23 protein-coding genes, 1 other RNA gene and 1 pseudogene are annotated in these 22,311 nt (G+C 73.6%); 14 read left to right on the top strand and 11 right to left on the bottom strand.

Features of this window, described 5'->3' with window-relative positions; translation table 11 throughout:
* Nucleotides 1–22: 22 nt before the first annotated feature.
* Together IAG43_RS08925 and IAG43_RS08930 are read right to left on the bottom strand one after the other, a co-directional pair.
* The gene (locus IAG43_RS08925; RefSeq protein ID WP_187740219.1) at nucleotides 23–226 is read right to left on the bottom strand and encodes a DUF397 domain-containing protein; all 204 of its coding nucleotides are present in this window, start codon (nucleotides 224–226) and stop codon (nucleotides 23–25) included.
* Nucleotides 223–1,053 carry a helix-turn-helix domain-containing protein gene (locus IAG43_RS08930; protein ID WP_187740220.1) on the bottom strand — a complete coding sequence of 277 codons (831 nt, stop codon included), beginning with the start codon at nucleotides 1,051–1,053 and terminating at the stop codon, nucleotides 223–225. Before IAG43_RS08930 ends, IAG43_RS08925 begins: the two co-directional genes overlap by 4 nt.
* Nucleotides 1,054–1,226: 173 nt before the next feature.
* Here IAG43_RS08930 and IAG43_RS08935 point away from each other — a divergent pair, with 173 nt between their 5' ends.
* From IAG43_RS08935 to IAG43_RS08945, 3 genes are all read left to right on the top strand, one after another.
* Nucleotides 1,227–1,868, top strand: a complete 642-nt coding sequence (locus IAG43_RS08935; protein WP_246574177.1) for an ATP-binding protein — start codon at nucleotides 1,227–1,229, stop codon at nucleotides 1,866–1,868.
* Nucleotides 1,869–1,993: 125 nt separating this feature from the next.
* Nucleotides 1,994–2,704 carry an antitoxin VbhA family protein gene (locus IAG43_RS08940; protein ID WP_187740221.1) on the top strand — a complete coding sequence of 237 codons (711 nt, stop codon included), beginning with the start codon at nucleotides 1,994–1,996 and terminating at the stop codon, nucleotides 2,702–2,704.
* Nucleotides 2,701–3,270 (top strand): Fic/DOC family protein, encoded by a 570-nt coding sequence (locus IAG43_RS08945; protein WP_187740222.1) that lies wholly within the window; start codon nucleotides 2,701–2,703, stop codon nucleotides 3,268–3,270. Before IAG43_RS08940 ends, IAG43_RS08945 begins: the two co-directional genes overlap by 4 nt.
* Before the next feature lie 286 nt (nucleotides 3,271–3,556).
* On the opposite strand, the gene rnpB is transcribed toward IAG43_RS08945, so the two are convergent.
* Nucleotides 3,557–3,969, bottom strand: an RNA gene (gene rnpB, locus IAG43_RS08950) — RNase P RNA component class A.
* 30 nt (nucleotides 3,970–3,999) lie between these two features.
* Entirely contained in the window at nucleotides 4,000–4,578 is a 579-nt protein-coding gene (locus IAG43_RS08955) for a Uma2 family endonuclease (RefSeq protein ID WP_187740223.1), read from the bottom strand.
* 173 nt (nucleotides 4,579–4,751) lie between these two features.
* Between IAG43_RS08955 and IAG43_RS08960 the strand changes: the two genes are divergently transcribed.
* Together IAG43_RS08960 and IAG43_RS08965 are read left to right on the top strand one after the other, a co-directional pair.
* Nucleotides 4,752–5,534, top strand: coding sequence for a MerR family transcriptional regulator (locus tag IAG43_RS08960; protein ID WP_187740224.1), 783 nt, complete (start codon nucleotides 4,752–4,754; stop codon nucleotides 5,532–5,534).
* A gap of 68 nt (nucleotides 5,535–5,602) precedes the next feature.
* A complete protein-coding gene (locus tag IAG43_RS08965; protein ID WP_246574179.1) occupies nucleotides 5,603–6,517 on the top strand; it encodes a hypothetical protein in 915 nt (304 codons plus the stop codon).
* On the opposite strand, the gene IAG43_RS08970 is transcribed toward IAG43_RS08965, so the two are convergent.
* On the bottom strand, nucleotides 6,468–7,907 hold the full coding sequence (locus tag IAG43_RS08970) for an RNB domain-containing ribonuclease (RefSeq protein ID WP_187740225.1): 1,440 nt from the start codon (nucleotides 7,905–7,907) through the stop codon (nucleotides 6,468–6,470). The genes IAG43_RS08965 and IAG43_RS08970 overlap by 50 nt on opposite strands.
* 112 nt (nucleotides 7,908–8,019) lie before the next feature.
* Here IAG43_RS08970 and yaaA point away from each other — a divergent pair, with 112 nt between their 5' ends.
* Nucleotides 8,020–8,820: a peroxide stress protein YaaA gene (gene yaaA / locus IAG43_RS08975; protein ID WP_187740226.1), complete on the top strand. Its 801-nt coding sequence runs from the start codon at nucleotides 8,020–8,022 to the stop codon at nucleotides 8,818–8,820.
* 64 nt (nucleotides 8,821–8,884) lie between these two features.
* Nucleotides 8,885–9,511: a bifunctional 4-hydroxy-2-oxoglutarate aldolase/2-dehydro-3-deoxy-phosphogluconate aldolase gene (gene eda, locus IAG43_RS08980; RefSeq protein WP_187740227.1), complete on the top strand. Its 627-nt coding sequence runs from the start codon at nucleotides 8,885–8,887 to the stop codon at nucleotides 9,509–9,511.
* Between the two features lie 977 nt (nucleotides 9,512–10,488).
* On the opposite strand, the gene IAG43_RS08985 is transcribed toward eda, so the two are convergent.
* The 3 genes from IAG43_RS08985 to IAG43_RS08995 are packed head-to-tail and all read right to left on the bottom strand — an operon-like array spanning nucleotide 10,489 to nucleotide 13,255.
* On the bottom strand, nucleotides 10,489–11,676 hold the full coding sequence (locus IAG43_RS08985; protein ID WP_187740228.1) for a bifunctional RNase H/acid phosphatase: 1,188 nt from the start codon (nucleotides 11,674–11,676) through the stop codon (nucleotides 10,489–10,491).
* Nucleotides 11,676–12,419, bottom strand: coding sequence for a zinc ribbon domain-containing protein (locus IAG43_RS08990; RefSeq protein ID WP_187744365.1), 744 nt, complete (start codon nucleotides 12,417–12,419; stop codon nucleotides 11,676–11,678). Before IAG43_RS08990 ends, IAG43_RS08985 begins: the two co-directional genes overlap by 1 nt.
* Nucleotides 12,416–13,255 (bottom strand): Nif3-like dinuclear metal center hexameric protein, encoded by an 840-nt coding sequence (locus IAG43_RS08995; RefSeq protein WP_187740229.1) that lies wholly within the window; start codon nucleotides 13,253–13,255, stop codon nucleotides 12,416–12,418. The genes IAG43_RS08990 and IAG43_RS08995 overlap by 4 nt, the downstream gene beginning before the upstream one ends.
* 222 nt (nucleotides 13,256–13,477) lie before the next feature.
* Here IAG43_RS08995 and IAG43_RS09000 point away from each other — a divergent pair, with 222 nt between their 5' ends.
* The 3 genes and pseudogenes from IAG43_RS09000 to IAG43_RS09010 all read left to right on the top strand — a co-directional run.
* Nucleotides 13,478–14,677: a hypothetical protein gene (locus IAG43_RS09000; RefSeq protein ID WP_187740230.1), complete on the top strand. Its 1,200-nt coding sequence runs from the start codon at nucleotides 13,478–13,480 to the stop codon at nucleotides 14,675–14,677.
* Nucleotides 14,678–14,795: 118 nt separating this feature from the next.
* Nucleotides 14,796–14,960: a hypothetical protein gene (locus tag IAG43_RS09005; RefSeq protein WP_187740231.1), complete on the top strand. Its 165-nt coding sequence runs from the start codon at nucleotides 14,796–14,798 to the stop codon at nucleotides 14,958–14,960.
* 249 nt (nucleotides 14,961–15,209) lie between these two features.
* Nucleotides 15,210–15,632 (top strand): annotated as a pseudogene (locus IAG43_RS09010) (response regulator); the annotation flags it as partial.
* Nucleotides 15,633–15,693: 61 nt separating this feature from the next.
* Here the strand turns inward: IAG43_RS09010 and IAG43_RS09015 are convergent.
* The 3 genes from IAG43_RS09015 to IAG43_RS09025 all read right to left on the bottom strand — a co-directional run bounded on the left by IAG43_RS09015 (nucleotide 15,694) and on the right by IAG43_RS09025 (nucleotide 18,341).
* Nucleotides 15,694–17,139 carry an MFS transporter gene (locus IAG43_RS09015; protein WP_246574181.1) on the bottom strand — a complete coding sequence of 482 codons (1,446 nt, stop codon included), beginning with the start codon at nucleotides 17,137–17,139 and terminating at the stop codon, nucleotides 15,694–15,696.
* Between the two features lie 380 nt (nucleotides 17,140–17,519).
* A complete protein-coding gene (locus IAG43_RS09020) occupies nucleotides 17,520–17,822 on the bottom strand; it encodes an SHOCT domain-containing protein (protein WP_187740233.1) in 303 nt (100 codons plus the stop codon).
* Nucleotides 17,823–17,912: 90 nt separating this feature from the next.
* Nucleotides 17,913–18,341: a DUF6325 family protein gene (locus IAG43_RS09025; protein WP_223006032.1), complete on the bottom strand. Its 429-nt coding sequence runs from the start codon at nucleotides 18,339–18,341 to the stop codon at nucleotides 17,913–17,915.
* Between the two features lie 259 nt (nucleotides 18,342–18,600).
* Here IAG43_RS09025 and IAG43_RS09030 point away from each other — a divergent pair, with 259 nt between their 5' ends.
* The 4 genes from IAG43_RS09030 to IAG43_RS09045 all read left to right on the top strand — a co-directional run bounded on the left by IAG43_RS09030 (nucleotide 18,601) and on the right by IAG43_RS09045 (nucleotide 22,299).
* A complete protein-coding gene (locus tag IAG43_RS09030) occupies nucleotides 18,601–19,020 on the top strand; it encodes a DUF7144 family membrane protein (RefSeq protein WP_187740235.1) in 420 nt (139 codons plus the stop codon).
* A gap of 100 nt (nucleotides 19,021–19,120) precedes the next feature.
* Nucleotides 19,121–20,551, top strand: a complete 1,431-nt coding sequence (locus IAG43_RS09035) for a DUF2252 domain-containing protein (RefSeq protein WP_187740236.1) — start codon at nucleotides 19,121–19,123, stop codon at nucleotides 20,549–20,551.
* Between the two features lie 141 nt (nucleotides 20,552–20,692).
* Complete coding sequence (locus tag IAG43_RS09040) at nucleotides 20,693–21,346, top strand: class I SAM-dependent methyltransferase (protein ID WP_187740237.1); 654 nt, start codon at nucleotides 20,693–20,695, stop codon at nucleotides 21,344–21,346.
* 23 nt (nucleotides 21,347–21,369) lie between these two features.
* A complete protein-coding gene (locus IAG43_RS09045) occupies nucleotides 21,370–22,299 on the top strand; it encodes an N-acetylmuramoyl-L-alanine amidase (protein ID WP_187740238.1) in 930 nt (309 codons plus the stop codon).
* The last annotated feature ends 12 nt before the right edge of the window (nucleotides 22,300–22,311 follow it).

The raw sequence follows: 22,311 nt of genomic DNA on the forward strand, positions 1-22,311 counted from the left end.
GGCCCGTCGAGAACCCTGCCCATCAGTGCGCCGCGAAGTCGACGAACGCGGCCCAGGCCGTGGGGGTCATGGCCAAGGGGGCGCGGCTCACGTCCTTGGAGTCGCGGACGTGGACGGTGCCGGGGCGGGTGGCCACCTCGACGCACTGGCCGCCCTCAGCACCGCTGTAGCTGCTCTTCACCCACACGAGGTGACGCTCAGAACCGCGCTTCGTATCAGCGTTCATCTCTCTCCCAACAGCTTCTCGACGAAGGCAAGGGACTCCCTCGGAGTGAGAGCCTGTGCTCGGATGATCCCATAGCGCGCCGACAGCGCATGGAGCGCTTCCCGCTCCGTGACAAGCGTGCTCCGGCCTTGAACCTCCAGGTATCCGACCGGTGTTCCCTGCCTCGGCATCAGCAGGGTGAACGCGCCGTCCACGCCTGCATTGTCCTCGCGTTCGAGCGGCATCACCTGAAGCTCGACATTGCGCTTCTGGCCGAGCAGCAGGAGTTGTTCGAGCTGCCCACGCCACACCTGTTCCCCGCCGAGCGGCCGGCGAATGACAGGCTCCTCCATCACGAAGCTCAGCAATGGCGAGGGCCACCTGTCGAAGATCTCCTGTCTCGCGAGACGCGCGGCAACGCGCTGTTCGATGGTGGCCTCGTCCAGCAGCGGGCGGCGCATCCCCATCAGGGCACGGGTGTAGTTCTCCGTCTGCAACAGCCCGTTGACCACATGCGTGTCGTACACGTGCAGCTCGACCGCCTCGGCCTCCAGCTTCGCCGCGTCGCGGAAGAACGCCGGATACTGCGCCCGAGCCACCTCCTCCTTGCTCGCGCACAGCACACCCCCCGCCCCGAGCGCTTCGTCCGCCTGGTCGATGAACCTCGGCGGCGGAATGCGTCTCCCCTGCTCGAACGCGGCGATCGTCGAAGCCGAGTACCCCGTCAGCGAACCGAACCGGGCACGGTCCATGCCCGCCCGCTCCCGGAACAGCTTCAACTGCCGTCCGAACACCGACAGCATGCCCGTCCCGACCTCGTTCTCCGGCTGCTGAACCTCGTCGTCCACGCGCCAGCTCCTCCCGTACGTCCCGCAACGCCCACCGGATCCGATCCAACGTGCCGCAGCGGAGACCGTCACGCCCCTCACCGCACACAAGCCCCCCGCCCCCGCGTACAGCCCGTACCCGTCAGCGCAACGCTCCTGGTCAACGCTACGCAGAGTCCGCGAGCGTTGACCCCATGAAGTCAGCGACTCCCCCGAACGGGCACCTGCCCCAACCCCCGGCAGCCGAGCGCGAGTTCTCCATGCGCTTCACCTCGACGCCCCGGGGCGCCCGCCTCGCCCGCCGGCTCGTCTCGCACCGGCTCGACGACTGGGGCCACCCCTGGACGACTCCGGTCAACGAGGCGTTCACGCTCATCGCGGCGGAACTCACCGCCAACGCCGTACGGCACGGACACGTCCCCGGGCGCGACTTCCATGTCCGGCTCACGCTGACCACCGGCACCTTCCGCATCGAGGTGACCGACACCCGGACCGACGAGCTGCCGCCGGCCACTCCCCCGGCACCCGACTCCTCGTCCGAGTCCGGGCGCGGCCTGCACCTCGTCGCCGCGCTTGCGGACGACTGGGGCGTCAGCCGTCGCGCGGCGGCGCCGGGCAAGACCGTGTGGGCCGAACTCCGCACACGGCAACGGGGCTGTCACGCACATCGAACAGCGCCCGACCTCACGGACGTCGATCTCCTGGCAGCCACTGCTTCGCTGCTGCACAGCGCCCTCGCGCCAGAGCCGAAGGGCCTCGTCCGCCAGGAGCTGTCCGACGAACGCTTCCCGTCGGTTCGCCGCTCGGGCTACGAGGCCGCTTCCGGGCAGTCCTGACGCCGGGGCGGCGGGGGCGGCGTTCACGCACCCCTCAAGTAGTTGCACATATTGCACTTGGTTCACTTGTTTCATATGATCGAGGGTGGTAATAGCCACTCGAAGCTGGGGACGCACCTATGCCCGTGACCCACCAGGACCAGAAGTCGGCCAAGCAGAAGAAGCACCCCACCGGCGGCGGTACGGCGGCCTTCAGCTCCGAGATCGAGACCTCCCGCACTCGGAAGAAGGTTCTGCGCAAACGCCCCTTGGAGAACCCGCCGGCACTGCGTGGGACCCAGGCGCAGCGGACGCGGAAGGAGCAGCGCAAACGCAGCGTCGAGGAGGCCGTGCCATGCCTGCGTGATGCCCTCACCAGCGGCGCCGAGACGTTCCACATCACCGTCGCCGAAGCGGGCAAGGTCACCATGGAGGTGCCACGTGAAGCCCTGGCGGTCCTCATGGAGACCATGGCGCTCATTACCTCCGGCCGCGCGGTCGAGGTAGTCGCCAAGAGTACGGAGCTGTCCACCATCCAGGCAGCAAAGGCCCTCGGCGTCTCCCGGCCGCACTTGGTCAAACTGCTCGACAAGGGCTTGATCGAGTTCCGTATGGTCGGCACCCATCGCCGCGTGGACGTTGCATCCATGAAGGACTACCAGCGACGCGAACTGAACGAGCAAGCGCGACGTCGCCAAGCGGCGGCCGCCTCCGCCATCGGCTCCACCGAGGCCGAGGGGCTGCGCGTCACCGCAGACACCACCGCCGACCTCGACGCCTACGCACGCGGAGAACTCGACGCCGCAGCCTTGCGCGCCCGCACCCTCGCCCGCTACACCCGTAAGGCCGCTGAGTGACCGACCCCTACAGTGAGCCCAACGGCACCCTCCGAAACAGTCTCGGCATCAGCAACGCAAACGAGCTTTCCGAGGCCGAAGCGGACATCGCCGCGGTGGAACTCGCCATTCTCGATGCCGAGCCGTTGCTCGGCAGCTACGACCTCGCACACCTGAAAGCCTTCCACCGGCAGATCTTCGGCAGCGTGTACCCGTGGGCCGGCGAGCTGCGCACCATTGAGATCTCCAAGGGCACATCGTTCTGCCCGTCGATCCACATCGTCTCCTACGCGCAGGGCGTGTTCCGCAAGCTCGCCGACAACGACCACCTGCAAGGCTTGGCCCGCCCGGAGTTCGTCCGAGCCCTGGCCGACCTGTACGGCGACATGAACGCCATCCACCCCTTCCGGGAAGGCAACGGCCGCACCCAGCGCGCCTTCCTCGCCCAGCTCACCCGTGAAGCCGGCTACGCCATCTCCTGGCAGGACATGGACCGAGAGGAGAACATCGCCGCATCGGTGGCCAGCTTCAACGCGGACAACGGCCTACTGGAGAAGATGCTCGACGCCCTGTTACGGTCCGCCTGACTGGCGTCCGGAGGCCGTTGCAGTCGCGGGACATGTGCAATGCCGCGGAGATGGAGGCTCATGTCCAGGCTGTCGAGACAACGCGGCCATGGCCATCCCCGCTCGGCATCCAACCTGCCAGCCATCCCCTGTCAAGATCATCGCTGGGGATTCTTCAGGTACTCACCGTGCTGTCCGAGGAGCTTCCGAGGGACTTCCCGCCACCTGACGCGGCAGGCCCCCGAAAGACCGGAAAGTGCCTCCGAGGCCGGCCAGAGGCCCTCCAAGACACAGCGGAAAGTGACGACAGACGAGTCGGGCTGTACGCCGGGTTCTGTTCCCCGGGACCTCGCGGTCGTCGGGGCGACGGCCATCCATCTAGGACCGGCGTTGCCGCCGGCCTCGTGCGGTCTACCCGCGGACTCGGGCGGGCAGCCCTCGAACGTCCGCGCAGGAGCACCCCCTCTTGCGAAGGAGTGCTCCCTCTTGACCTTGCTCCGGGTGGGGTTTACCTAGCCGCCTGAGTCGCCTCAGGCGCTGGTGGTCTCTTACACCACCGTTTCACCCTTACCGAGGACCGAGGTCCCCGGCGGTCTGTTCTCTGTGGCACTGTCCCGCGGGTCACCCCGGGTGGCCGTTAGCCACCACCCTGCCCTGTGGAGCCCGGACGTTCCTCGGGAGACCCCTTCCGGGATCCCACGCGGCCGCCCGCCCGGCTCGTCTGCCGTGGGAGACATGCTACCCGCAGCGTCAGACCAGGTCGGACGTCTCCAGTTCGAAGCCGAACGGCTCGGGCAGTGGCAGCGGCTTGCCGAAGGGGAGGGTGCACAGCTGCCGGTAGTCGCCGTTCCCGGGGTCCGAGAGGAGCGTGACGGAGGAGGCGTCCCGGTCCACCAGCAGGTACAGCGGGATCCCGGCCCCCGCGTAGCAGCGGCGCTTGGCCTCCCGGTCGGCGTGCGGACGGGTCGAGGTGACCTCGACCACCATGGCGACGCCGTCGGAGGGCATCCACGATTCCGCGCCCCGGAACAGGCGCAGTTCCCGTGGAGCGAAGGTGGCGTCGGGGATCACGTGGTTCCGGGTGCATCCGGGGCCGGTCCGCAGCCGGAGGCCCTTGTTCCCGGAGAAGTCCATGTCCGTCCGAGATGCCCTGATCACCTGCCGCACGATATGGCTGATGCAGTCCTCGTGGTCCCCGTCCGGCGGCGGTGTCACGACGATCTCCCCCTCGATCAGCTCCGCTCGGAAGCCCTCCGGCGTGTCCAGCGCCAGGAAGCCCTCCAGCAGGACGTCCTCCTGCGTGAGCGGTTCGTGCGGCATGGCAGTCATGTCGCGCTCCTCCCTCGGTCGGCCGTCATGATCGGACATCGCTGCTCCCGCGGTCCCGGGGATGGGGGGTCGTTCCCTCGATCGTGGCACATGATCAAGGCGATGCCCGGGCTTCCGGGCCCGCCACCGCCGCGCCTTGACCTTGTCGCGGCGTCAACGTTTCTACTGGGGTCATGCGCATCGGAGAGATCGCCGCCCTCGTGGGCGTCAGCACCCGCGCCGTGCGGCACTACCACCACCTCGGGCTGCTTCCCGAGCCCGTGCGGCTGGCCAACGGCTACCGGGACTACACCGCGCGGGACGCCGTGCTGCTGGCGCGGATCCGGCGGCTCACCGAGCTGGGGGTGGGGCTGGACGAGGTGCGGGACGTGCTCGCCGAGGACGCCGGGCGGGACCTCGTCGAGGTCCTGGAGGAGCTGGACGCCGACCTCGGGCGTCAGGAGGCCCGGATCCGGGCCCGCCGGGAACGCCTAGCGGACCTGCTGGAGCGGGCCCGCGCGGGGCGGCTCCCCGCGGAGGGGCCCGTATCCCCGTGGGTGGCCGATCTGTTCGCCGCGATGGACGAGACGTCCGCCGCCCTGCCGGGTCCGGAGCCGGCGATGGCGGCCGTGGACCGGGAGATGCTGGCACTGCTCGACACGGTGGTGCCCGAGGAGGAGCGGGAGGCCATGATGAGCACCGTCACGCACCTGGCGCGGACGCCGGGCGGCATGGAGCGCGCCTACGAGCTGTACGGGCGGATGGACGAACTCGCGGGGGCGCGGGCCGACGACCCCCGGGTCGAGGAGCTGGCGCGGGTGCTCTCGGACAGCCTGCCGGACGAGCTCGCCGCGCGGATCGGGGAGCCGGACGCGGCGGAGGAGGCCCGTCTCGACGGCTTCCTCTCCGACCTCTCGCCCGCCCAGTCGGCCGTCGTCCGCCGCGCGCTGCACCTGCTGCGGGAGCGTGCGCGGTGACCCGGCGCGGAATCGGAGCCGAGCCCCAGCACGACGCCGGAGGCGCGCCCCGGCAGGGGAGCGGAGCCGTGCCCCGGCGTGCGATCGGTGTGCTGCGGGCCGCCGGATACGCCGTACTGCCGGCCGAACTCGCCCTGGTCCTCTGCCTGGTCACCGGCGCCCGGGTGCCCGGATGGCTGCTGCTCGCCGTCGAGGCGGGGATCGTGCTGCTGGTCGCGGGCGCCGCGACCGTCTTCGTCCGGCTGCGCAGGTCCGGGCTCACCCGCCGCCAGGCGGTGGAGCGACTGGTGCCGCCGCTCGTCCTGCGCCTGGCCGTCCACGAGCTGCGGCTGATGCGCAGCCTCGTGAGGTGGCCGCTGGGGAGGCGCGACGGTGTGGGCGAGGGCGCGACGGCCTTCGGACACGCCCGCGACCAGGCGGCGCTGATGTTCGGCTTCGGCTTCGTCGCCGTCGTGGAGACGGTGGCCCTCTCCGTCCTGCTGCGCGACTTCCCCACCCTGCACGCGGTGGTCCTCGTCCTCGACGTGTACACCGTGCTGTTCGTCCTCGGGCTGCACGCCGCGGCAGTGACCCGTCCGCACGTGCTGGACGCGGCGACCCTGCGGCTGCGCCAGGGCGCGCACCTGGACCTGCGGATACCCCTCGGTCTGATCGCGTCCGTCCGCCGGGAGACGCTGTTCACGCACGAAAAGCACGACGAGGTGCTGGACCTGCCGATCGGCTCGCAGACGTCGATCACCCTGGACCTCACCGAGCCGAGGACCTTCGCCACCGGCTTCCTCGGCCGCCCCCGCACCGTGCGGACCGTGCGCTTCCACGCCGACGACCCGAAGGCGCTGTACGCGGCCGTCCGCGCGGCGGTCGACGCACGGGGCGGCCCCGCGACCACGCCTGCCACGGCCACGGGGACGGGGACGGGGACGACCGCCACGGCTACGCGGGAGCGAACACCACCGTCGCCGCGGCCGGCTCCGCGCGGGTGAGCCGGACCCGCAGCCGCTCCCCCAGCGGCAGCGGGGAACCGTCGCCCTCGATCCGGGCGACCACCGCCGGGTCCTCCAACTGCACGGTGCCGACGTCGGGTTCCTTCTCCTTCACGTCCACCACCACCCCGTCGAACTCCTCGCCGACCCGGTCCCTGAGCACGGCCGCCTCGACGATGTCGACACAGGCGCGTTCCACCGCGTTCGCACGGCGCGCGCCCTCCGCCATCTCCCGGGGCAGGGCCTCCAGTGCCGCCGTCGCCCACTCGGGCGGTTCCTGCCCGGCCACGGCCGCCACGCACAGCTCGCCCGCATAACGGTCCACGAGCCGGCGCAGCGGGGCCGTGCAGTGGGTGTACTCGTCGGCGACCGCCGCGTGAACGGAGGGCGAGGGCAGCTCGCCGCCCGTGAACACGGAGTACCCGGCGCCCCTCAGCAGCGTCGTGCACTCCCGGAGGAAGGCCGCGTGGCGCGGTTCACCCGGGTCGAGGGAGCGGACGAGCGCCGCGTACGAGACGTGGTGCGGCCACTCGATCCGCAGGGCCGCCGCCGAGCGGCGCAGCCGGGCAACCGCGCCGTCCGGTGCCGTGGGCAGGGTGCGCAGGATGCCGGTGCCCGACGCCACCATGATGTCGGCCGCCGCCATACCGGTGAGCAGCGAGATCTGCGCGTTCCAGCCCTCCGCGGGCAGCGGGGCGCGATAGGCGGGGACGAACCCCCCGCCGCGTTCGTGGATCTCCTGCTCGGGCACGTCGAGGGAGATGCCGCCGCGCTCCGCCTCCAGCGCCTCCCGCAGCCGGCCGATCTCCCGCAGCAGCGCCAGGGGCTCCTCGGCGGTGTCCGTGTCGATCTGCCGCTGCACACCCGCGTAGTCGAGCCGGGCCCGGCTGCGGACCAGGGCGCGGCGCACCTCGGTGGCGACCGCGCGCCCGTCGCCGTCCAGGTCGATCCGCCACAGCAGGGCCGGCGCCGTCTGGCCCGGCAGCAGGCTGGCCGCGCCCTCGGAGAGGGCCGGCGGGTGCAGGGGCACCCGGCCGTCGGGGAAGTACAGGGTCTGCACCCTGCCGTGCGCCTCGGTGTCGAGCGGTCCCCCGGGCGCGACGAACGCGGCGACGTCGGCGATCGCGTACAGGACGCGGAAGCCGTGGCCGCGGCGGGCCAGGTGCATCGCCTGGTCCAGGTCGGTGGAGCCCGGCGGGTCGATCGTGAGGAAGGGGACGTCCGTGGCGTCGAGCTCCGGGAGCCGCGGCGCTGCCGCGGCGTCGTCCGCCGCCGCCAGCACCTCGGCCGGGAACGGGCCCGGGACGCCAGGCATGGTGCGCACCTCGCGCAGCGCGGTGCGCAGGGCGGCCTCGACCGCGCCGGTCAGATGCAGGGGGCGTCGGGGCATGGACCGAGCGTATGCCGGGGCCGGGAGGGTGGCATTTCGGGCCTCCCGGCCCTTTGTAGGCTTGCGGGCGGGGCCGCACCCCCTCCCCCGTACGTCATGAAGGAGAAGCACCGTGCTCGTGCTGTTGCCGCCGTCGGAAGGCAAGGCCCCTGCCGGGCGCGGAGCCCCGCTGAAGCCGGAGTCGCTGTCCCTGCCGGGGCTCGCGGACGCGCGGGCCGCCGTGCTGCACGAGCTGGTGGAGCTGTGTGCCGGGGACACCGGCAAGGCGCAGGAGGTGCTGGGTCTGAGCGACGGGCTGCGCGGCGAGATCGCCAAGAACGCCGAACTGCGGACGGCGGGCGCGCGGCCCGCAGGGGAGCTGTACACGGGCGTGCTGTACGACGCGCTGGGCCTGGCCACCCTGGAGAGCGCCGCTCGGCGGCGGGCCCGGCAGTCGCTGCTGGTCTTCTCGGGGCTGTGGGGCGCGGTACGGATCGGTGACCGCATCCCGCCGTACCGCTGCTCGATGGGGGTGAAGCTCCCGGGGCTGGGGGCGCTCGGCGCGTACTGGCGGGCGCCGATGGAGGCGGTGATGCCGGAGGCGGCGGGCGGTGGCCTGGTGCTGGACCTGCGCTCGTCCGCGTACGCGGCGGCGTGGAAGCCGAAGGGCGAGGTGGCCGGACGCACGGCGACGGTGCGGGTGCTGCACTCCCAGACCGTGAACGGGGTGGAGAAGCGCTCTGTGGTGAGTCACTTCAACAAGGCGACCAAGGGACGGATCGTCCGGAGCCTGCTGGAGACGGGGGCGTCGCCGCGGACCCCGGCGGCACTGGTGGAGGTGCTGCGGGACCTGGGGCACGTGGTCGAGGCGCAGCCTCCGGCGTCCGCGGGGCGGGCCTGGGCGCTGGACGTGGTGGTGACGGAGATCCACTGACAACCCCGTTGCGCTCTGCGCAACGTGCGTTGCGACAGGTGCGGCGGGCGGGCAGGATGGCGGCATGAGCACCGTGCCCCCCGCCGCCCCGTCCGTCCTCGGCCTCGCGCCGGTCCTGCCCGTCGTCGTGATCGACGACGCCGCCGACGCCGTCCCCCTCGCCCGCGCCCTGGTCGCGGGCGGCCTGCCGGCGATCGAGGTGACCCTGCGGACGCCCGCCGCGCTGGACGCGATCCGGGCCATCGCGGACGAGGTGCCGGAGGCGGTCGTCGGCGCGGGCACGGTCATCTCGCCCCGGACGGTGGCGGACGCGGCCGCCGCGGGTGCGCGGTTCCTCGTCAGCCCCGGCTGGACGGACACGCTGCTCGACGCGATGCGCGCGTCCGGGCTGCCGTTCCTGCCGGGGGTCTCCACCGCCTCGGAGGTCGTCGCGCTCCTCGAACGCGGCGTCACCGAGATGAAGTTCTTCCCCGCGGAGGCGGCCGGCGGAACGGCGTACCTGAAGTCGCTGGCCGGGCCACTCCCCCAGGCGCGCTTCTGCCCGACGGGCGGCATCACCCCGGCGACCGCGCCCGCGTACCTGGCACTGCCCAACGTGGCATGCGTCGGCGGCTCCTGGCTCCTCCCGCCGGACGCGCTCGCCACGAAGGACTGGGGGCGCGTGAGGGAGCTGGCGCGCGCCTCGTCGTAAGGTGTGCCCTCCCGGGCGGGGGGCCTCCCGGGCGGGGGGCCTTGGCCTTGCCGGGCGGGGGTGGTTGCTTGGGTGCGGGTCGTTGTGTCCCCGCACCCCCGCTGCGCGCGGGTTGTCCTCAAGCGCCGGACAGGCTTGTTGCCTGGTCGGGCGGGTTTCCTTTTGTGCGGGCGGGGGTGGTGCACCCCCGCTCCGCGCGGGTGTCCTCAAGCGCCGGACGGGCTTGGGTTGCACGGCGCTGGTCCGGTGCGTGGAGTGGGAGTTGCGGGTCCCTCCGGAGGCTAGAGCGCCCGCTCGCCCCAGACTTGACCTGCCCTAGCCTGAGGACCGTCGGGCGCTTACGCCTCCTGCGCGCCCCGTGTCCCCGGGGAACGTACCGGCCCGCCGGTGTGGGGGGCGCTTCTCCGTCCGCGCCCGGTGGTCACAGCACGGCCTGCGGCCGTGTCCTCAATCGCCGGACGGGCTGGGTGGGCTCCGGGGCGGGGGTCTTTGCCGGATGGGCTGGGGGTGTACGGGCAGGCCCGGTCCTCGCCCGTATCGGCGCCGTGGGCCTCGTCCCGCGTCCCGGTCTCGGACGGCCGCCCTGCGCGCCCCACCCACCCGCAGTCGAAACTGCTCCCTCCCCCCGTCCGACCGGTGCGTCCGCCGCGGACACGGGGCGCGCAGGAGGCGTAAGCGCCCGACGGTCGTCCAGTTAGGGGCAGTCCCATTGGGGCGAGCGGGCGCTCTAGCCTCCGGAGGGACCCGCAACCTCCGCTCCGCGGTCCGGCCCCAGATCGGGCAACATCAGCCCGTCCGGCGCTTGAGGACACCCGCGCGGAGCGGGGGTGCACCACCCCCGCCCGCACAAGAGAATCACGCCCGACCGGGCAACAAAGCCTGTCCGGCGTCTGAGGACAACCCGCGCGCAGCGGGGGTGCGCCACCCACACACCCGCACCGAACCACCCCCGTCCGGCAAGGACACCCCGCGGGGGGCTACCGCAGCGCCGACGTATCGTTCAGCAGCCTCAGTGACGCGTTCCCGTCCGCGTAATACGCCACCGCCGACAGCGACGCCGCCGACAGCTCCATGCGGAACAGCGCCTCCGGGGGCGCGCCGAGGGCGAGGCGGACCAGGGTCTTGATCGGGGTCACGTGGGTGACGAGCAGCGTCGTGCGGCCCCGGTGGGCGGCGAGCAGGCGCTCGCGGGCGGCGGCGACGCGGCGGGCGACCGTCGCGAAGGACTCGCCACCGCCCGTCGGCGCCGCCTTCGGGGAGGCGAGCCAGGCGTCCAGGTCGTCCGCGTACCGCTCGCGCACCTCGGCGAAGGTGAGTCCCTCCCAGGCGCCGAAGTCCGTCTCGCGGAGCCCTTCGTCGACGCTGACGGGCAGCCCGAGGCGTCCGGCCACGGTCTCCGCGGTCTCGCGGCAGCGCCGCAGGGGGGAGGTGACGACGGTCTGGACGGTGCCGCGTGCGGCGAGCGCCGCGGCGACGGCGTCGGCCTGGCGGCGGCCCGCCGGGGACAGCACGGGGTCGCTGCCGCCGCTGCCGGAGAAGCGCTTCTCGGGGGTGAGTGCGGTCTCCCCGTGGCGCAGCAGTACGAAGGTGGAGGGCGTGCCCATGTCGGCGGCGGAGCCCCACCCGGCGGGGGGCGCGGCGGGCTCGGTCCGGGCCGCGGTGGCGGTGGCGGTGGCGGTGCCCGATCCGCCGGAGCCCTCCGCCGTGACGCGGTCCGCTCCGGCCGGACGCCCCGCGGGGGACCCCGTCGCCCCGGAGCGCGTCCCCGCGTCCATCGCCTGGTTCGCGAGCCGGTCCGCGTGTTTGTTGCGCTCGCGCGGGATCCACTCGTAGGTGACCTGGGAGGCGGGCAGGACGCGGGCGGCCTCGGCCGCGAGCGGCTTCATGTCGGGGTGCTTGATCTTCCAGCGGCCCGACATCTGCTCGACGACGAGCTTGGAGTCCATCCGTACGCGGACGGTGGCGTCCGGGTCGAGCCGGCGGGCCTCCCGCAGGCCCGCGATCAGGCCCCGGTACTCGGCGACGTTGTTCGTCGCGACGCCGATGTACTCGGCGGCCTCGGCGAGCGCCTCCCCCGTGGCCGGGTCGAGGACCACCGCGCCGTAGCCGGCGGGCCCCGGGTTGCCCCGGGAACCGCCGTCGGCCTCGACGACGAACTCCCGCACTACAGGCCCGATTCGGAGGTGCGGACCAGGATGCGGCGGCAGTTCTCGCAGCGGAGCACGGTGTCCGGCGCGGCGGAGCGGACGTCGTTGAGCTCGGTGATGTTCAGCTCCAGCCGGCAGCCTTCGCAGCGGCGCTGGAAGAGGCGGGCCGCGCCGACGCCGCCCTGCTGGACGCGCAGCTTCTCGTACAGCTTGAGCAGGTCGGCCGGGACGGACTGAGCAACGACCCCGCGCTCCTTGGTCACCGAGGCGGCCTCGCCGTCGAGCTCCTGCTGGGCGGCGTCGCGGCGGGCGGTGACCTCGTCGGTCCTGCCCTGCACGGAGGCGACGCGTCCGGTCAGTTCGGTGACGCGCTCCTGCGCGGACTCCCGGCGCTCCATGACCTCCAGGACGATGTCCTCGAGGTCGCCCTGGCGCTTGGCGAGGGAGACGATCTCGCGCTGGAGGTTCTCCAGGTCCTTGGGCGAGGTGACGGCGCCGGAGTCCAGCCGCTGCTGGTCGCGGGTGGCGCGCTGGCGCACCTGGTCCACGTCCTGCTCGGCCTTGGTCTGCTCGCGGGCGGTGTCGCTCTCCTCGGTCTGCGCCGCGACGAGCAGGTCGCGCAGCTGCGTGAGGTCCTTGGTCAGCGACTCGATCTCGGCGTGCTCGGGCAGCGACGCCCGCTTGTGGGCGAGCTGGGAGAGCCGTACGTCCAGGGCCTGTACGTCGAGGAGTCGGATCTGGTCGGCGGGCGCGGCGTTCAGTTGGGGGCTCCAGAGGAATCGTGGTGGGCGGACCAGGGGTCGGTGACGGTCTTCGAGACGTGGACCCGCAGGTCCCAGCCGTGCCGGTCGGAGATCTCGTCGAGCTGGGCGGCGGCCTGCTCGCACCAGGGCCACTCGGTGGCCCAGTGCGCGGCGTCGACCAGTCCCAGCGGGGAGTGCTGTGTCGCCTCGGAGGCGGGGTGGTGGCGCAGGTCGGCGGTGAGGAAGGCGTCCACGCCGGCGGCCCGCACCTGGTCGAAGAGGCTGTCGCCGGAGCCGCCGCTGACGGCGACGGTGCGCACGGTGGCGTCCGGGTCGCCGGCGAGGCGGATGCCCTGGGCGGTCGGCGGCAGCCGTCGCGCGGCCCGGGCCGCGAACTCGCGCAGGGTCTCCGGCGGGTCGACCTCGCAGACGCGGCCGAGGCCGCGGCGTCCGCCGGTGTCGGAGGGGTCGGGGACGAGGGGGCCGACGACCCGCAGGCCGAGCGCGCCGGCGAGGGCGTCGGAGACGCCCGGGTCGGCGGTGTCGGCGTTGGTGTGGGCGACGTGCAGCGCGATGTCGTTCCGGATGAGCGTGTGGACGACCCGTCCCTTGAAGTGCCCGGCGGCGACCGTGGTGGTGCCGCGCAGGTAGAGGGGGTGGTGGGTGACCAGCAGGTCGGCGCCGAGGCTCACGGCCTCGTCGACGACGTCCTGCACGGGGTCGACGGCGAACAGGACCCGTGCGACACGGGCGTCCGGGTCGCCGCAGACCGTGCCGACCGCGTCCCACTGTTCGGCCCGCTCGGGGGGCCAGAGGGCGTCGAGCGCGGCGATGACTTCAGACAGACGGGGCACGGGGGAAAGGCTACCTGCCCGGCCGGTGACCGGGGCCTGCGGCCGGGGACGGGCGGCGGGAGCGGACGTCCGGGGACGCCCTCCCGGGGCTCGGCGAGCACACGCGGTGCGCTGAGCTCAGGAGAATCGACCGATGGCCACCCTTATGTGTGAAGAGAGGAGCCTCGTGTTGTTCGGCAGGAAGTGCGATACCTAGCTTCGGTGACCGGAGGTGACGTTTCCATGACTGCCTGTGCCATCGAGGCCCCCGCGGACGGCGACGCGGCGGCGGATCCGGAGAGCGGGACGCTGGCGATCACTGCGGACGGGATGTACGGCGCCCGGCTCGCGGGGACGGGGGAGGCGCTCTTCGCGGAGCGCTGGACACTCGGCGGGCCCGAGCCGTACGCGGTGCCGCTTCCGCTCGGCCAGCCCGAGGAGCGCGAGGCGGGGGTGCTGCCGCTGACGGACGGGCGGGTGCTGATCCGCCGCCGGGTCGCGGAGCGGCACACGTTCTCGCTGCTGTATCCGACGGGCCCGGCCACCGGTGAGCTGCCGCTGGGCGCGGTGACCGCGGACGACCTGGTCCTGCTGCCGCCCTGCCCGGACGGTGCACGGGCCTTCGCGCTGGCGCCCGGGCCGGTGTCGACCGGTGTCTGGATGGTGGCGGGCGGCCCGGCGGGGCCCGAGCTGCTCGCGACGGTGCCGGGGCACTGCTCGGGCGGCGCCTGGCTGGACCGTGCGGGCCGGATGCTGGCGCTCGACCGCGGGATGCCGGGCGGCGGGCCGGTGAAGGCCGTGGCGGTGGACCTGGCCCGGGGCGGGGAGGTGACGCCGCTGCTCCAGATCACCGAGTCGAGCAACGACCGGCTGCTCCTCGCGGACGCGGACAGCGGCCTGGTGCTGGTCCGCTCCGACGCGCCCGGCCGCGGCGACGAGCGGCTCGGCTGGGGGGTGCTCGGCAGCCTGCGTCCCGTGCGGTTCCCCGAGTCGCTGCGGCTGCCGGACGCGGTGGTGACGCCGTTCGCCGTCCAGCCGGGGCAGGTGCTCACGCCGGAGTCGTGCGCGGTGGCGGTGCGGATCGACGGGGCCGGGGGCAGCTGGGCCGGGGTGTGGCGTCCCGCGGACCGCCGCCTGCACCAACTGGCGCCGCCCCGGGGCTGGTTGGCGGGAGCCGGTGTCTGGGACCGGGCAGGCGTGCTCCAACTCCCCTACGCGGACGGGGAGGTGGCGTGCGGAGTGGCTCGTGCGGGATGTGAAGAAACCTTCGGCCGGAAGGAGGACGCTGCGCCCGGCGGTCACCGCGCGGCGGGCTCCGCCACCGACTCCACACAAACGGAACCCGCAGGTGGGGAACTGTCCGGGGCTCCTCGCGGTCCTGTCATGCGCAAGCCTGTCCCGTTGCAGCAGGCGCCCCTCACGGGGCGGGGAGCCCGTGGTTAGACTTCCCGCCTGGGCTACGCAGCCGCACCGTCCGTGTGCCGACGGTGACGGAGGACGCGCGGTGCGAACGGGGCCCTGCGACAGCCGATCAGCGATCACTACGGGGTGAACTTCCCACATGTCCGACGTCGTCCGACACGACCAGCCGTCCGAGAACCAGCATCCGCACGTCACCGCGTCTCCCGCCGAGGCCTCCGACGGCGCGGGCAGGCACCGCGGCGGTGCCGCCCCGGAGCACGCCTCGGCGCCCGAGGCGCACGGCCGCCACCGCCGCCCGTCCTGACCGACCGCCGTCCCGGACGCGACCGGTCCGGGCGGCACGGGGGCAGCGGCACAGGGGCCGGGCCTTGCTCCGGGGCGGGGCCTCGCCGTGCAGCGCCCCCCTCCCGCCGCGGCTTGCGGGTCCGTGGCTTGCGGGTCCGCGGCTCCCTCGCGGCAGCGCTTCGGGCCCCGGGCAGGCCGCCGGCACCGGCGGTGCGGCGCCGGAAGGCGGGCGGCCCGGCCCGGTCCTACGCTGGACGCCGTGGACGACATGGAGCACAGCCGCCGGCCCACCCACTCGGTACGTGTCCTGCTCGCCGAGGACCGCACCACCACCCGGGGCGCGCTCGCCCTCCTGCTGGGCATGGAGGCCGACCTCACGGTGGTCGGCCAGGCCGCGCGCGGGGACGAGGTCGTGGACGCGGCCCTGCTCCACCGGCCGGACGTCGCTCTGCTCGACGCCGACCTGCCCGGCATCGGGGGTGTCGAGGCGAGCGCGGCGCTGCGCGAGGAGGTCCCGGACTGCCGGGTGCTGATCCTCGCGACCTCGGGACGGGCGGATCTGGTGCGGCGGGCGCTGGACGCCGGCGCGGCCGGGGTCCTCGTCAAGGACGGCCCGGTGGAGGATCTGACGGAGGCGATCCGGCGGGTGCTCACCGGCGAGACCGTCGTCGACCCGGCGCTGGCGGCGGCCGGTCCGGGTGAGGCGTACACCCGGAGCTGACGCCCCCGGCAACCGTCACCCGGTCACCCGGTCAGGAGGTGTCCGCGGCGTCGCGGGCGTCCTTCCCCGGCAGGAAGACCAGCATCAGCACGACGGCTCCCAGCAGCACGACGGTCGCGGTGCGGAAGGCGAGTGCGTAGCCCGCGGTCAGCGCCTCGGGCGAGGTCGCCCCGCCGGTGCGGGACGCCGCCACCGTGGACAGCACCGCGAGGCCGAGGGCGCCGCCCATGGTGCGCGAGGTGTTCACGAGGCCGGAGACCAGACCGGCGTCACCGGGAGCGGCGCCCGAGGTGGCGAGGGAGGCGAGCGGGGTGAGGGCGAGCCCCAGGCCGGCCATCATCAGCACACCGGGCAGGGCGATCGTCGTCACGTAGGAACCGTGCGCGCCCATCGTCGACTGCCAGCCGTATCCGGCGGCGGCGATCAGCGCGCCCAGGACGGCGACGTTCCGGGCTCCGGCGCGGACCATCAGGCGCGGCGCGAGCTTGGAGCCGACGACGACGGCGAGCGAGCTCGGTATGAGGGCGAGTCCGGCCTCCAGCGGGGTGTAGCCGAGCACGTTCTGCGCGTAGACCGTCATGAAGAACCACATGGCGAAGGAGACCGAACCGGTCACCGTCATGGCCGCGTTGGCGGCCGACACCGCGCGGGAGCGGAACACCTTGAGCGGCATCAGCGGCGCGGCGGTGCGCGCCTCGACGACCACGAAGAGGGCGAGCAGCACGAGGCCGGCGAGGAGCGGGACCAGGGCCGCCCGGGTGCCCCAGCCGGCCTCCTCGGTCTGCACGATGCCGTAGGCGACGGCGGCCAGTCCGAGGGTGACCAGCACCGCGCCGGGCAGGTCGAGGCGGCGGGGCACGTCCACCCGGCTCTCGGCGAGCCACCCGAGGGCGCAGGCGAGCACCAGGACGCCGACGGGCACGTTGATCAGGAGGACCCAGCGCCAGGAGAGCAGGTCGGTCAGGACGCCGCCGACGAGACCGCCGGCCGCGCCGCCCGCGGCGCCGACGGCCGCCCAGGTGGCGATGGCCCGGGTGCGTGCCGGGCCGGGCGGCACCGCCGCGGTGATCAGGGTGAGGGTGGCCGGGGCGAGGACGGCCGCGCCGAGGCCCTGCGCGGCGCGGGCGGCGAGGAGTTGCCAGCCTTCCTGCGCCAGTCCGCCCGCGAGGGAGGTCACGGTGAAGAGGCCGAGCCCGATGAGGAACATCCGCTTGCGCCCGAAGATGTCGGCGGCCCGGCCGCCGAGCAGCATGAAGCCCGCGAAGGCGATGGAGTAGGCGTTGAGCACCCACTGGAGCCCGGTGGCGCTCATGTCGAGTTCGGCGCGCATGGACGGCAGCGCGACGTTGACCACGGACACGTCGAGGACGACGAGGAACTGGCCTGCGCAGGCGGCGAGAAGAACCGCCCACGTCCGGGGGGACGGGGCGGAGGACGACGGAAGGGATGTCTCGGTGTGCGGACGGGCTTGGACCATGGGTGTCATGGTCGCACCAGTCGTACGGTCCGTACATCCGCTGAAGGGACCAGCCCACCGGCCCAGGGGGACCGGGACCCCGGACCGAGGACCACGTGCCCCGACACCCGGGGCCGGTGACGGACGTCGGGAGCGGGGCGGGGCGGAGGCGGGGCGGAGGCGGGGCGGCGACCGGGAGCGGGAGCGGGGCCGCTACCCGGATGCCCGGAGCCGGGCCGGTGGCCGACGGCCGGTGCCGTGGCAGAGCCGGGCACGCGGCCAACGGCAGTGGGCCCGGCCTCGTGACCGCGCTCGGGACCGGGACCGTTGCCCGGTCACGGGACGCCGGGGCACTCTGCCGACCCGCGCCCGGCTGAGCCGGTCCGCCGGCCGCGCCCGGCTCAGCCGAGGATGCGGGCCTTCTGTGCGGCGAACTCCTCCTCGGTCAGCACCCCTTGGGCCTTCAGGTCGCCGAGCTGCTTGAGCTGGTCGATCTTGTGGGTCATCTCGTCGCCCGGGTCGGTGGCGGGGGCGGCGGCGGCCGCGACGGGCTGCGGCTGGGGCGCGGGCTGCGGCGGGCCGTAGCGTTCGGCGTCCTGCTGCGCCCAGCGTCCGGCCTGGCGGCGGGACACCCGGTTGGAGACCGCGGTCGCGGTCCCGGAGATGACGGCGGTGCGGGCGATGCCGCGGAGAAGGTCGGGCATGGTCGAACTCCCTCGGTGCCGGCGCGGGCCGCCGCGCCGCAGGTGTGGGAGGGGCCGCCGCGCGGGCGGCCCCTCGTCCGGGGCCGCTGGTCAGGCGGCGGCCGGTCCGCCGGGTTCGGTGGCGTCCAGTGAGGCGAGCAGCGCCTGGACCGGGATGCGGCCGCCGGCCACCATCCGGGCTCCGCTGCGCCGCAGCGCCTTCGCGAGCGGCGCGGCCCAGGTGTTCTCGTACACCAGGACGGCGGCGGAGCTGCCCGGATCGAGCACGGCCCCGGCCTCGTCGAGGTCGTCCTGTCCGAGCAGGCCACTGGACACGCCCTCGAACACGGTCAGTTCCGCCTCGTCCCCGGCTTCGCGGAGCTCGACCGCCCGGACCGTCCCGTCGCTCTCCTTGGTGACGAAGGCCAGGTCGAGGATGCGGACGATGCCGCGGTCGACGAGGTCGACGAGGAGGGGCAGGCCCTCGCCCGTCATTCGGTTGCCCGGGAATTCGAGGACCAGGTAGTCGACAGGCCCCATGTCGTCGATGTCGTCGCTCACGTGCGCTCCCTCACCAGCGGGTCGCGGTGCGTCCGCGCCCCCGTCGGGACGTCTCGTTCCCGGGGCGCCGGACAGGCGTACGCGTCCATTGCATCACCGGGCTCCCGGCGCCGCACGTCCGCGCCGCCGTCCTCGGGGCCCCGCCTCCCCGGGGTGCGGGAGTCACCCGGTTGGCCGAGATTGGAGTAGTCCGACCGGTCGCGGAAGTGCTCGGCCGGTCCAGCGGAAGGAGCGGGCCATGGCGACTCACGTCGGGACCGGGACGGCGCACGGAGCGAGACGGACGGGGGCCGCCGGCAGCGGTTGGCTCGTCTTCGCGGCGGTGCTGATGATCTTCGGCGGGTTCATGGCGGTCTTCGCGGGCATCGCGGCGATCGCCGACGACGAGGTGTTCGTCACCACCCGCGACTACGTCTTCGCGTTCGACCTCACCTCCTGGGGCTGGATCCATCTGATCCTGGGCGCGGTGATCGCCCTCGCCGGCTTCGCGCTCTTCTCCGGCGCCACCTGGGCACGGGTGGTGGGCGTGGTGCTCGCGGGCCTGTCGATGCTGGCGAACTTCCTGTGGCTGCCGTACGCGCCGTTCTGGGCGGTCGTGCTGATCACGGTCGGCGCGTTCGTCATCTGGGCGCTGTGCCGCGCCCCGAGCCCCACCTGAGATCTGCCCCGCAGGCCGGGCCGGACCCGTGCGACGCCGGTCGCCGGGTCCGGCACACCGGCGTCGCACCGGCACACCGGCACGGACGGGAGTGGTCACGATGCCCCGAGAAGCGAAGCCGGCCATGCGCGTGGCACCGCGCGCGACGCCCGAGGAGCGGGCTGCGGCCGGACGGAAGGCGCGGCGCCGGGCGCCCCGGTCGGGGCACGCCGGGTACGAGCCGCGGGCCGGGCGGCCAGACCCGCTGGCGGTGCTGGAGGCGCAGTCCGCGACCCGGCTGCCGGACCTGGTGCCGATCCGCTACGGGCGGATGACCGAGTCGCCGTTCCGCTTCTACCGCGGGGCCGCGGCGATCATGGCGTCGGACCTGGCGGGCAGCCCCGACTCGGGCATCAGGGCCCAGCTGTGCGGTGACGCGCATCTGCTGAACTTCCGGCTGCTGGCGTCCCCTGAGCGGCGGCTGATGTTCGACATCAACGACTTCGACGAGACGCTGCCGGGCCCCTGGGAGTGGGACGTCAAGCGGCTGTCGGCGAGCCTGGTCATCGCGGCCCGGGCCAACGGGCTGGACGACGGCACCCGGGAGGGCATCGTCCGGGCCGCGGTCCGCGCGTACCGGGAGGCGATGATCCGCTTCGCGGGGATGCGCAACCTCGACGTCTGGTACGCGCGGATCGACGCCGAGCGGCTGACGGAGCTGGCGGACGAGCGGCTGCGGCCGAGCGGGCGGAAGAAACTGACGCGCGCCATGGAGAAGGCCCGTGGCCGGGACAGCCTCCAGGTCTTCGGAAAGCTGACCGAGTCGGTCGGCGGGCGGCCCCGGATCGCCGCCGATCCCCCGCTGCTGATCCCGCTGGCGGATCTGCTGGACGCCGGTGAGCGCAAGGAACTGGTGGGCAGGTTCCAGGAGTTGATCGGGCGGTACGGCAGGACGCTGACGGCCGACCGGCGGACGCTGCTCGCCGACTACCGGCTGGCGGACGTGGCCCGCAAGGTGGTGGGCGTGGGCAGTGTCGGCACCCGCTGCTGGATCTTCCTGCTGCTCGGCCGGGACGGCGGGGACCCGCTCTTCCTCCAGGCGAAGGAGGCCGACACCTCGGTGCTCGCCCCGCACGTGGGCGCGAGCCGCTACCGCAACCAGGGCGAGCGGGTGGTGTCGGGGCAGCGGCTGATGCAGGCGGCGAGCGACATGTTCCTCGGCTGGGAGCGGGTGGACGGCATCGACGGCAGGCGGCGCGACTTCTACGTGCGCCAGCTGCGGGACTGGAAGGGCATCGCCGTGCCCGAGACGATGACGCCGCGGCAGCTGGGAGCGTTCGGCGAGCTCTGCGGGGTCACCCTGGCCCGGGCGCACGCGCGCTCCGGAGACCGGATCGCGATCGCCGCGTACCTGGGGCGGGGCGAGGTGTTCGACCGGGCGCTGGCGCTGTTCGCCGAGGCCTATGCCGATCAGAACGAGCGCGATCACCGGGCGCTGGTCGACGCGGTCCGGTCCGGCGCGCTGCCGGCCGCGCAGCTGCCGGCGGTCTGAGGCGGCGCGGGGGCGGGACCGCACCGAGGGAAGGTGCGGGAGGCGGGACCGCCGCGAGGGGGCTGCCGGGGCGTAGGGCACGATGGGCTCCCCATCCGTGCGCCTCGCGCACGCCGCCCCACGCCCCACCGGGAGGACCCGATGTCCGCCGTCGCACCCCAGCCGGAGATCCTCGCCGCCTTCGAGGCCGCCAAGGGCTTCATGCCCGTGGAGGAGGGGCTCGCCCTGTACGCGGCGGCGAGGGAGGCGGCGGCGCTCGGGCTGCCGCTGCTGGAGGTCGGGACGTACTGCGGGCGTTCGACGATCCTGCTCGCGGACGCGGCGCGCGAGGCGGGCACGGTCGCCGTCACGGTGGACCACCACCGCGGCAGCGAGGAGCAGCAGCCGGGGTGGGACTACCACGACCCGGAGACCGTCGACCCCGGGACGGGGCTCATGGACACGCTGCCCGCCTTCCGGCGGACCCTGTACCGGGCGGGCCTGGAGGAGCACGTGATCGCCGTCGTCGGCCGGTCGCCGCAGGTGGCGAAGGCGTGGGGCGGGCCGGTGGGCCTGGTCTTCGTCGACGGCGGCCACACGGACGAGCACGCGACGAACGACTACGAGGGCTGGGCGCCCCGGATCGCCGAGGGCGGGCTGCTGGTGATCCACGACGTGTTCCCGGACCCGGTGGACGAGTTCACCGGGCAGGCGCCGTACCGCGTCTACCTGCGGGCGCTGGCGTCCGGCGCGTTCGGGGAGGTGTCGGCCACCGGCTCGCTGCGGGTGCTGCGGCGTGAGGGGCCGGGGATCTGAGGGCGGCCCGTTAGCATCGCGGGGTGCCGTACGACGAGAACCAGGACCGCCCCACCGGACCGCGCCGCTCCCGATGGGCTCTGGCCGCCGTCGCCGTGCTCGTGCCGGCCGTCGCCCTCGCCGGGTGGCTGGTCCTGCCGGGCGGGGACGACGGCGGGGACGGGGGCCGGGGCGCGGCCGGGGAGCCGTCCGCCCCTGCGGACGTGACGACCGGTCCGGCGGACAAGCCGGGCGACCCGGAGGCGACGTCGCCGTCCCCGTCGGGGACGTCCGCCGGCGGGCCGCTGGCGGGGCGGACGGTGGTCGTCGACCCGGGGCACAACCCCGGCAACTTCCGTCACACGAGCGAGATCAACAAGCTCGTGGACATCGGAACGAACCGCAAGGAATGCGACACCACGGGCACCGCGAGCAACGCGGGTCACCGCGAGGCCGATTTCACCCTCGATGTTTCACGCCGTCTTCGCACTCTGCTCGAGAAGCAGGGCGCAAGGGTGGAATTCACCCAGGACGGCGATCGTCCGTTCGGTCCGTGCGTGGATGAACGAGCACGGTTCGGCAACAATGCGGACGCGGACGCCGTGATCTCCGTCCACGCGGACGGGTCGGCAGTCGGGAATCGCGGATTCCACATCATCCTCCCCGGCCGGGTCAAAAGCGGCGGCGCCGACACGTACCGGATCGTCGGACCCTCCCGCGAGCTGGGAGAACGCGTCGCCGAAGCCTTCCGGAGCGCCACCGGAACCGAACCGTCCAACTACATCGGCGGCGGAACGGGCCTGGACGTACGGGACGATCTCGGCGGCCTGAATCTCTCGACCGTTCCCAAAGTGTTCGTGGAATGCGGCAATATGCGTGATCCGAAGGACGCGGCCCTGCTGGCGAGCGCGAGTTGGCGTCAGCGCGCGGCTCAGGGAATGGCCGACGGGATCGCCGGTTATCTCCGTCGGTGACCCTGTGAATCG

The organism is Streptomyces genisteinicus (genome assembly GCF_014489615.1).
Lineage (GTDB): Bacteria > Actinomycetota > Actinomycetes > Streptomycetales > Streptomycetaceae > Streptomyces > Streptomyces genisteinicus.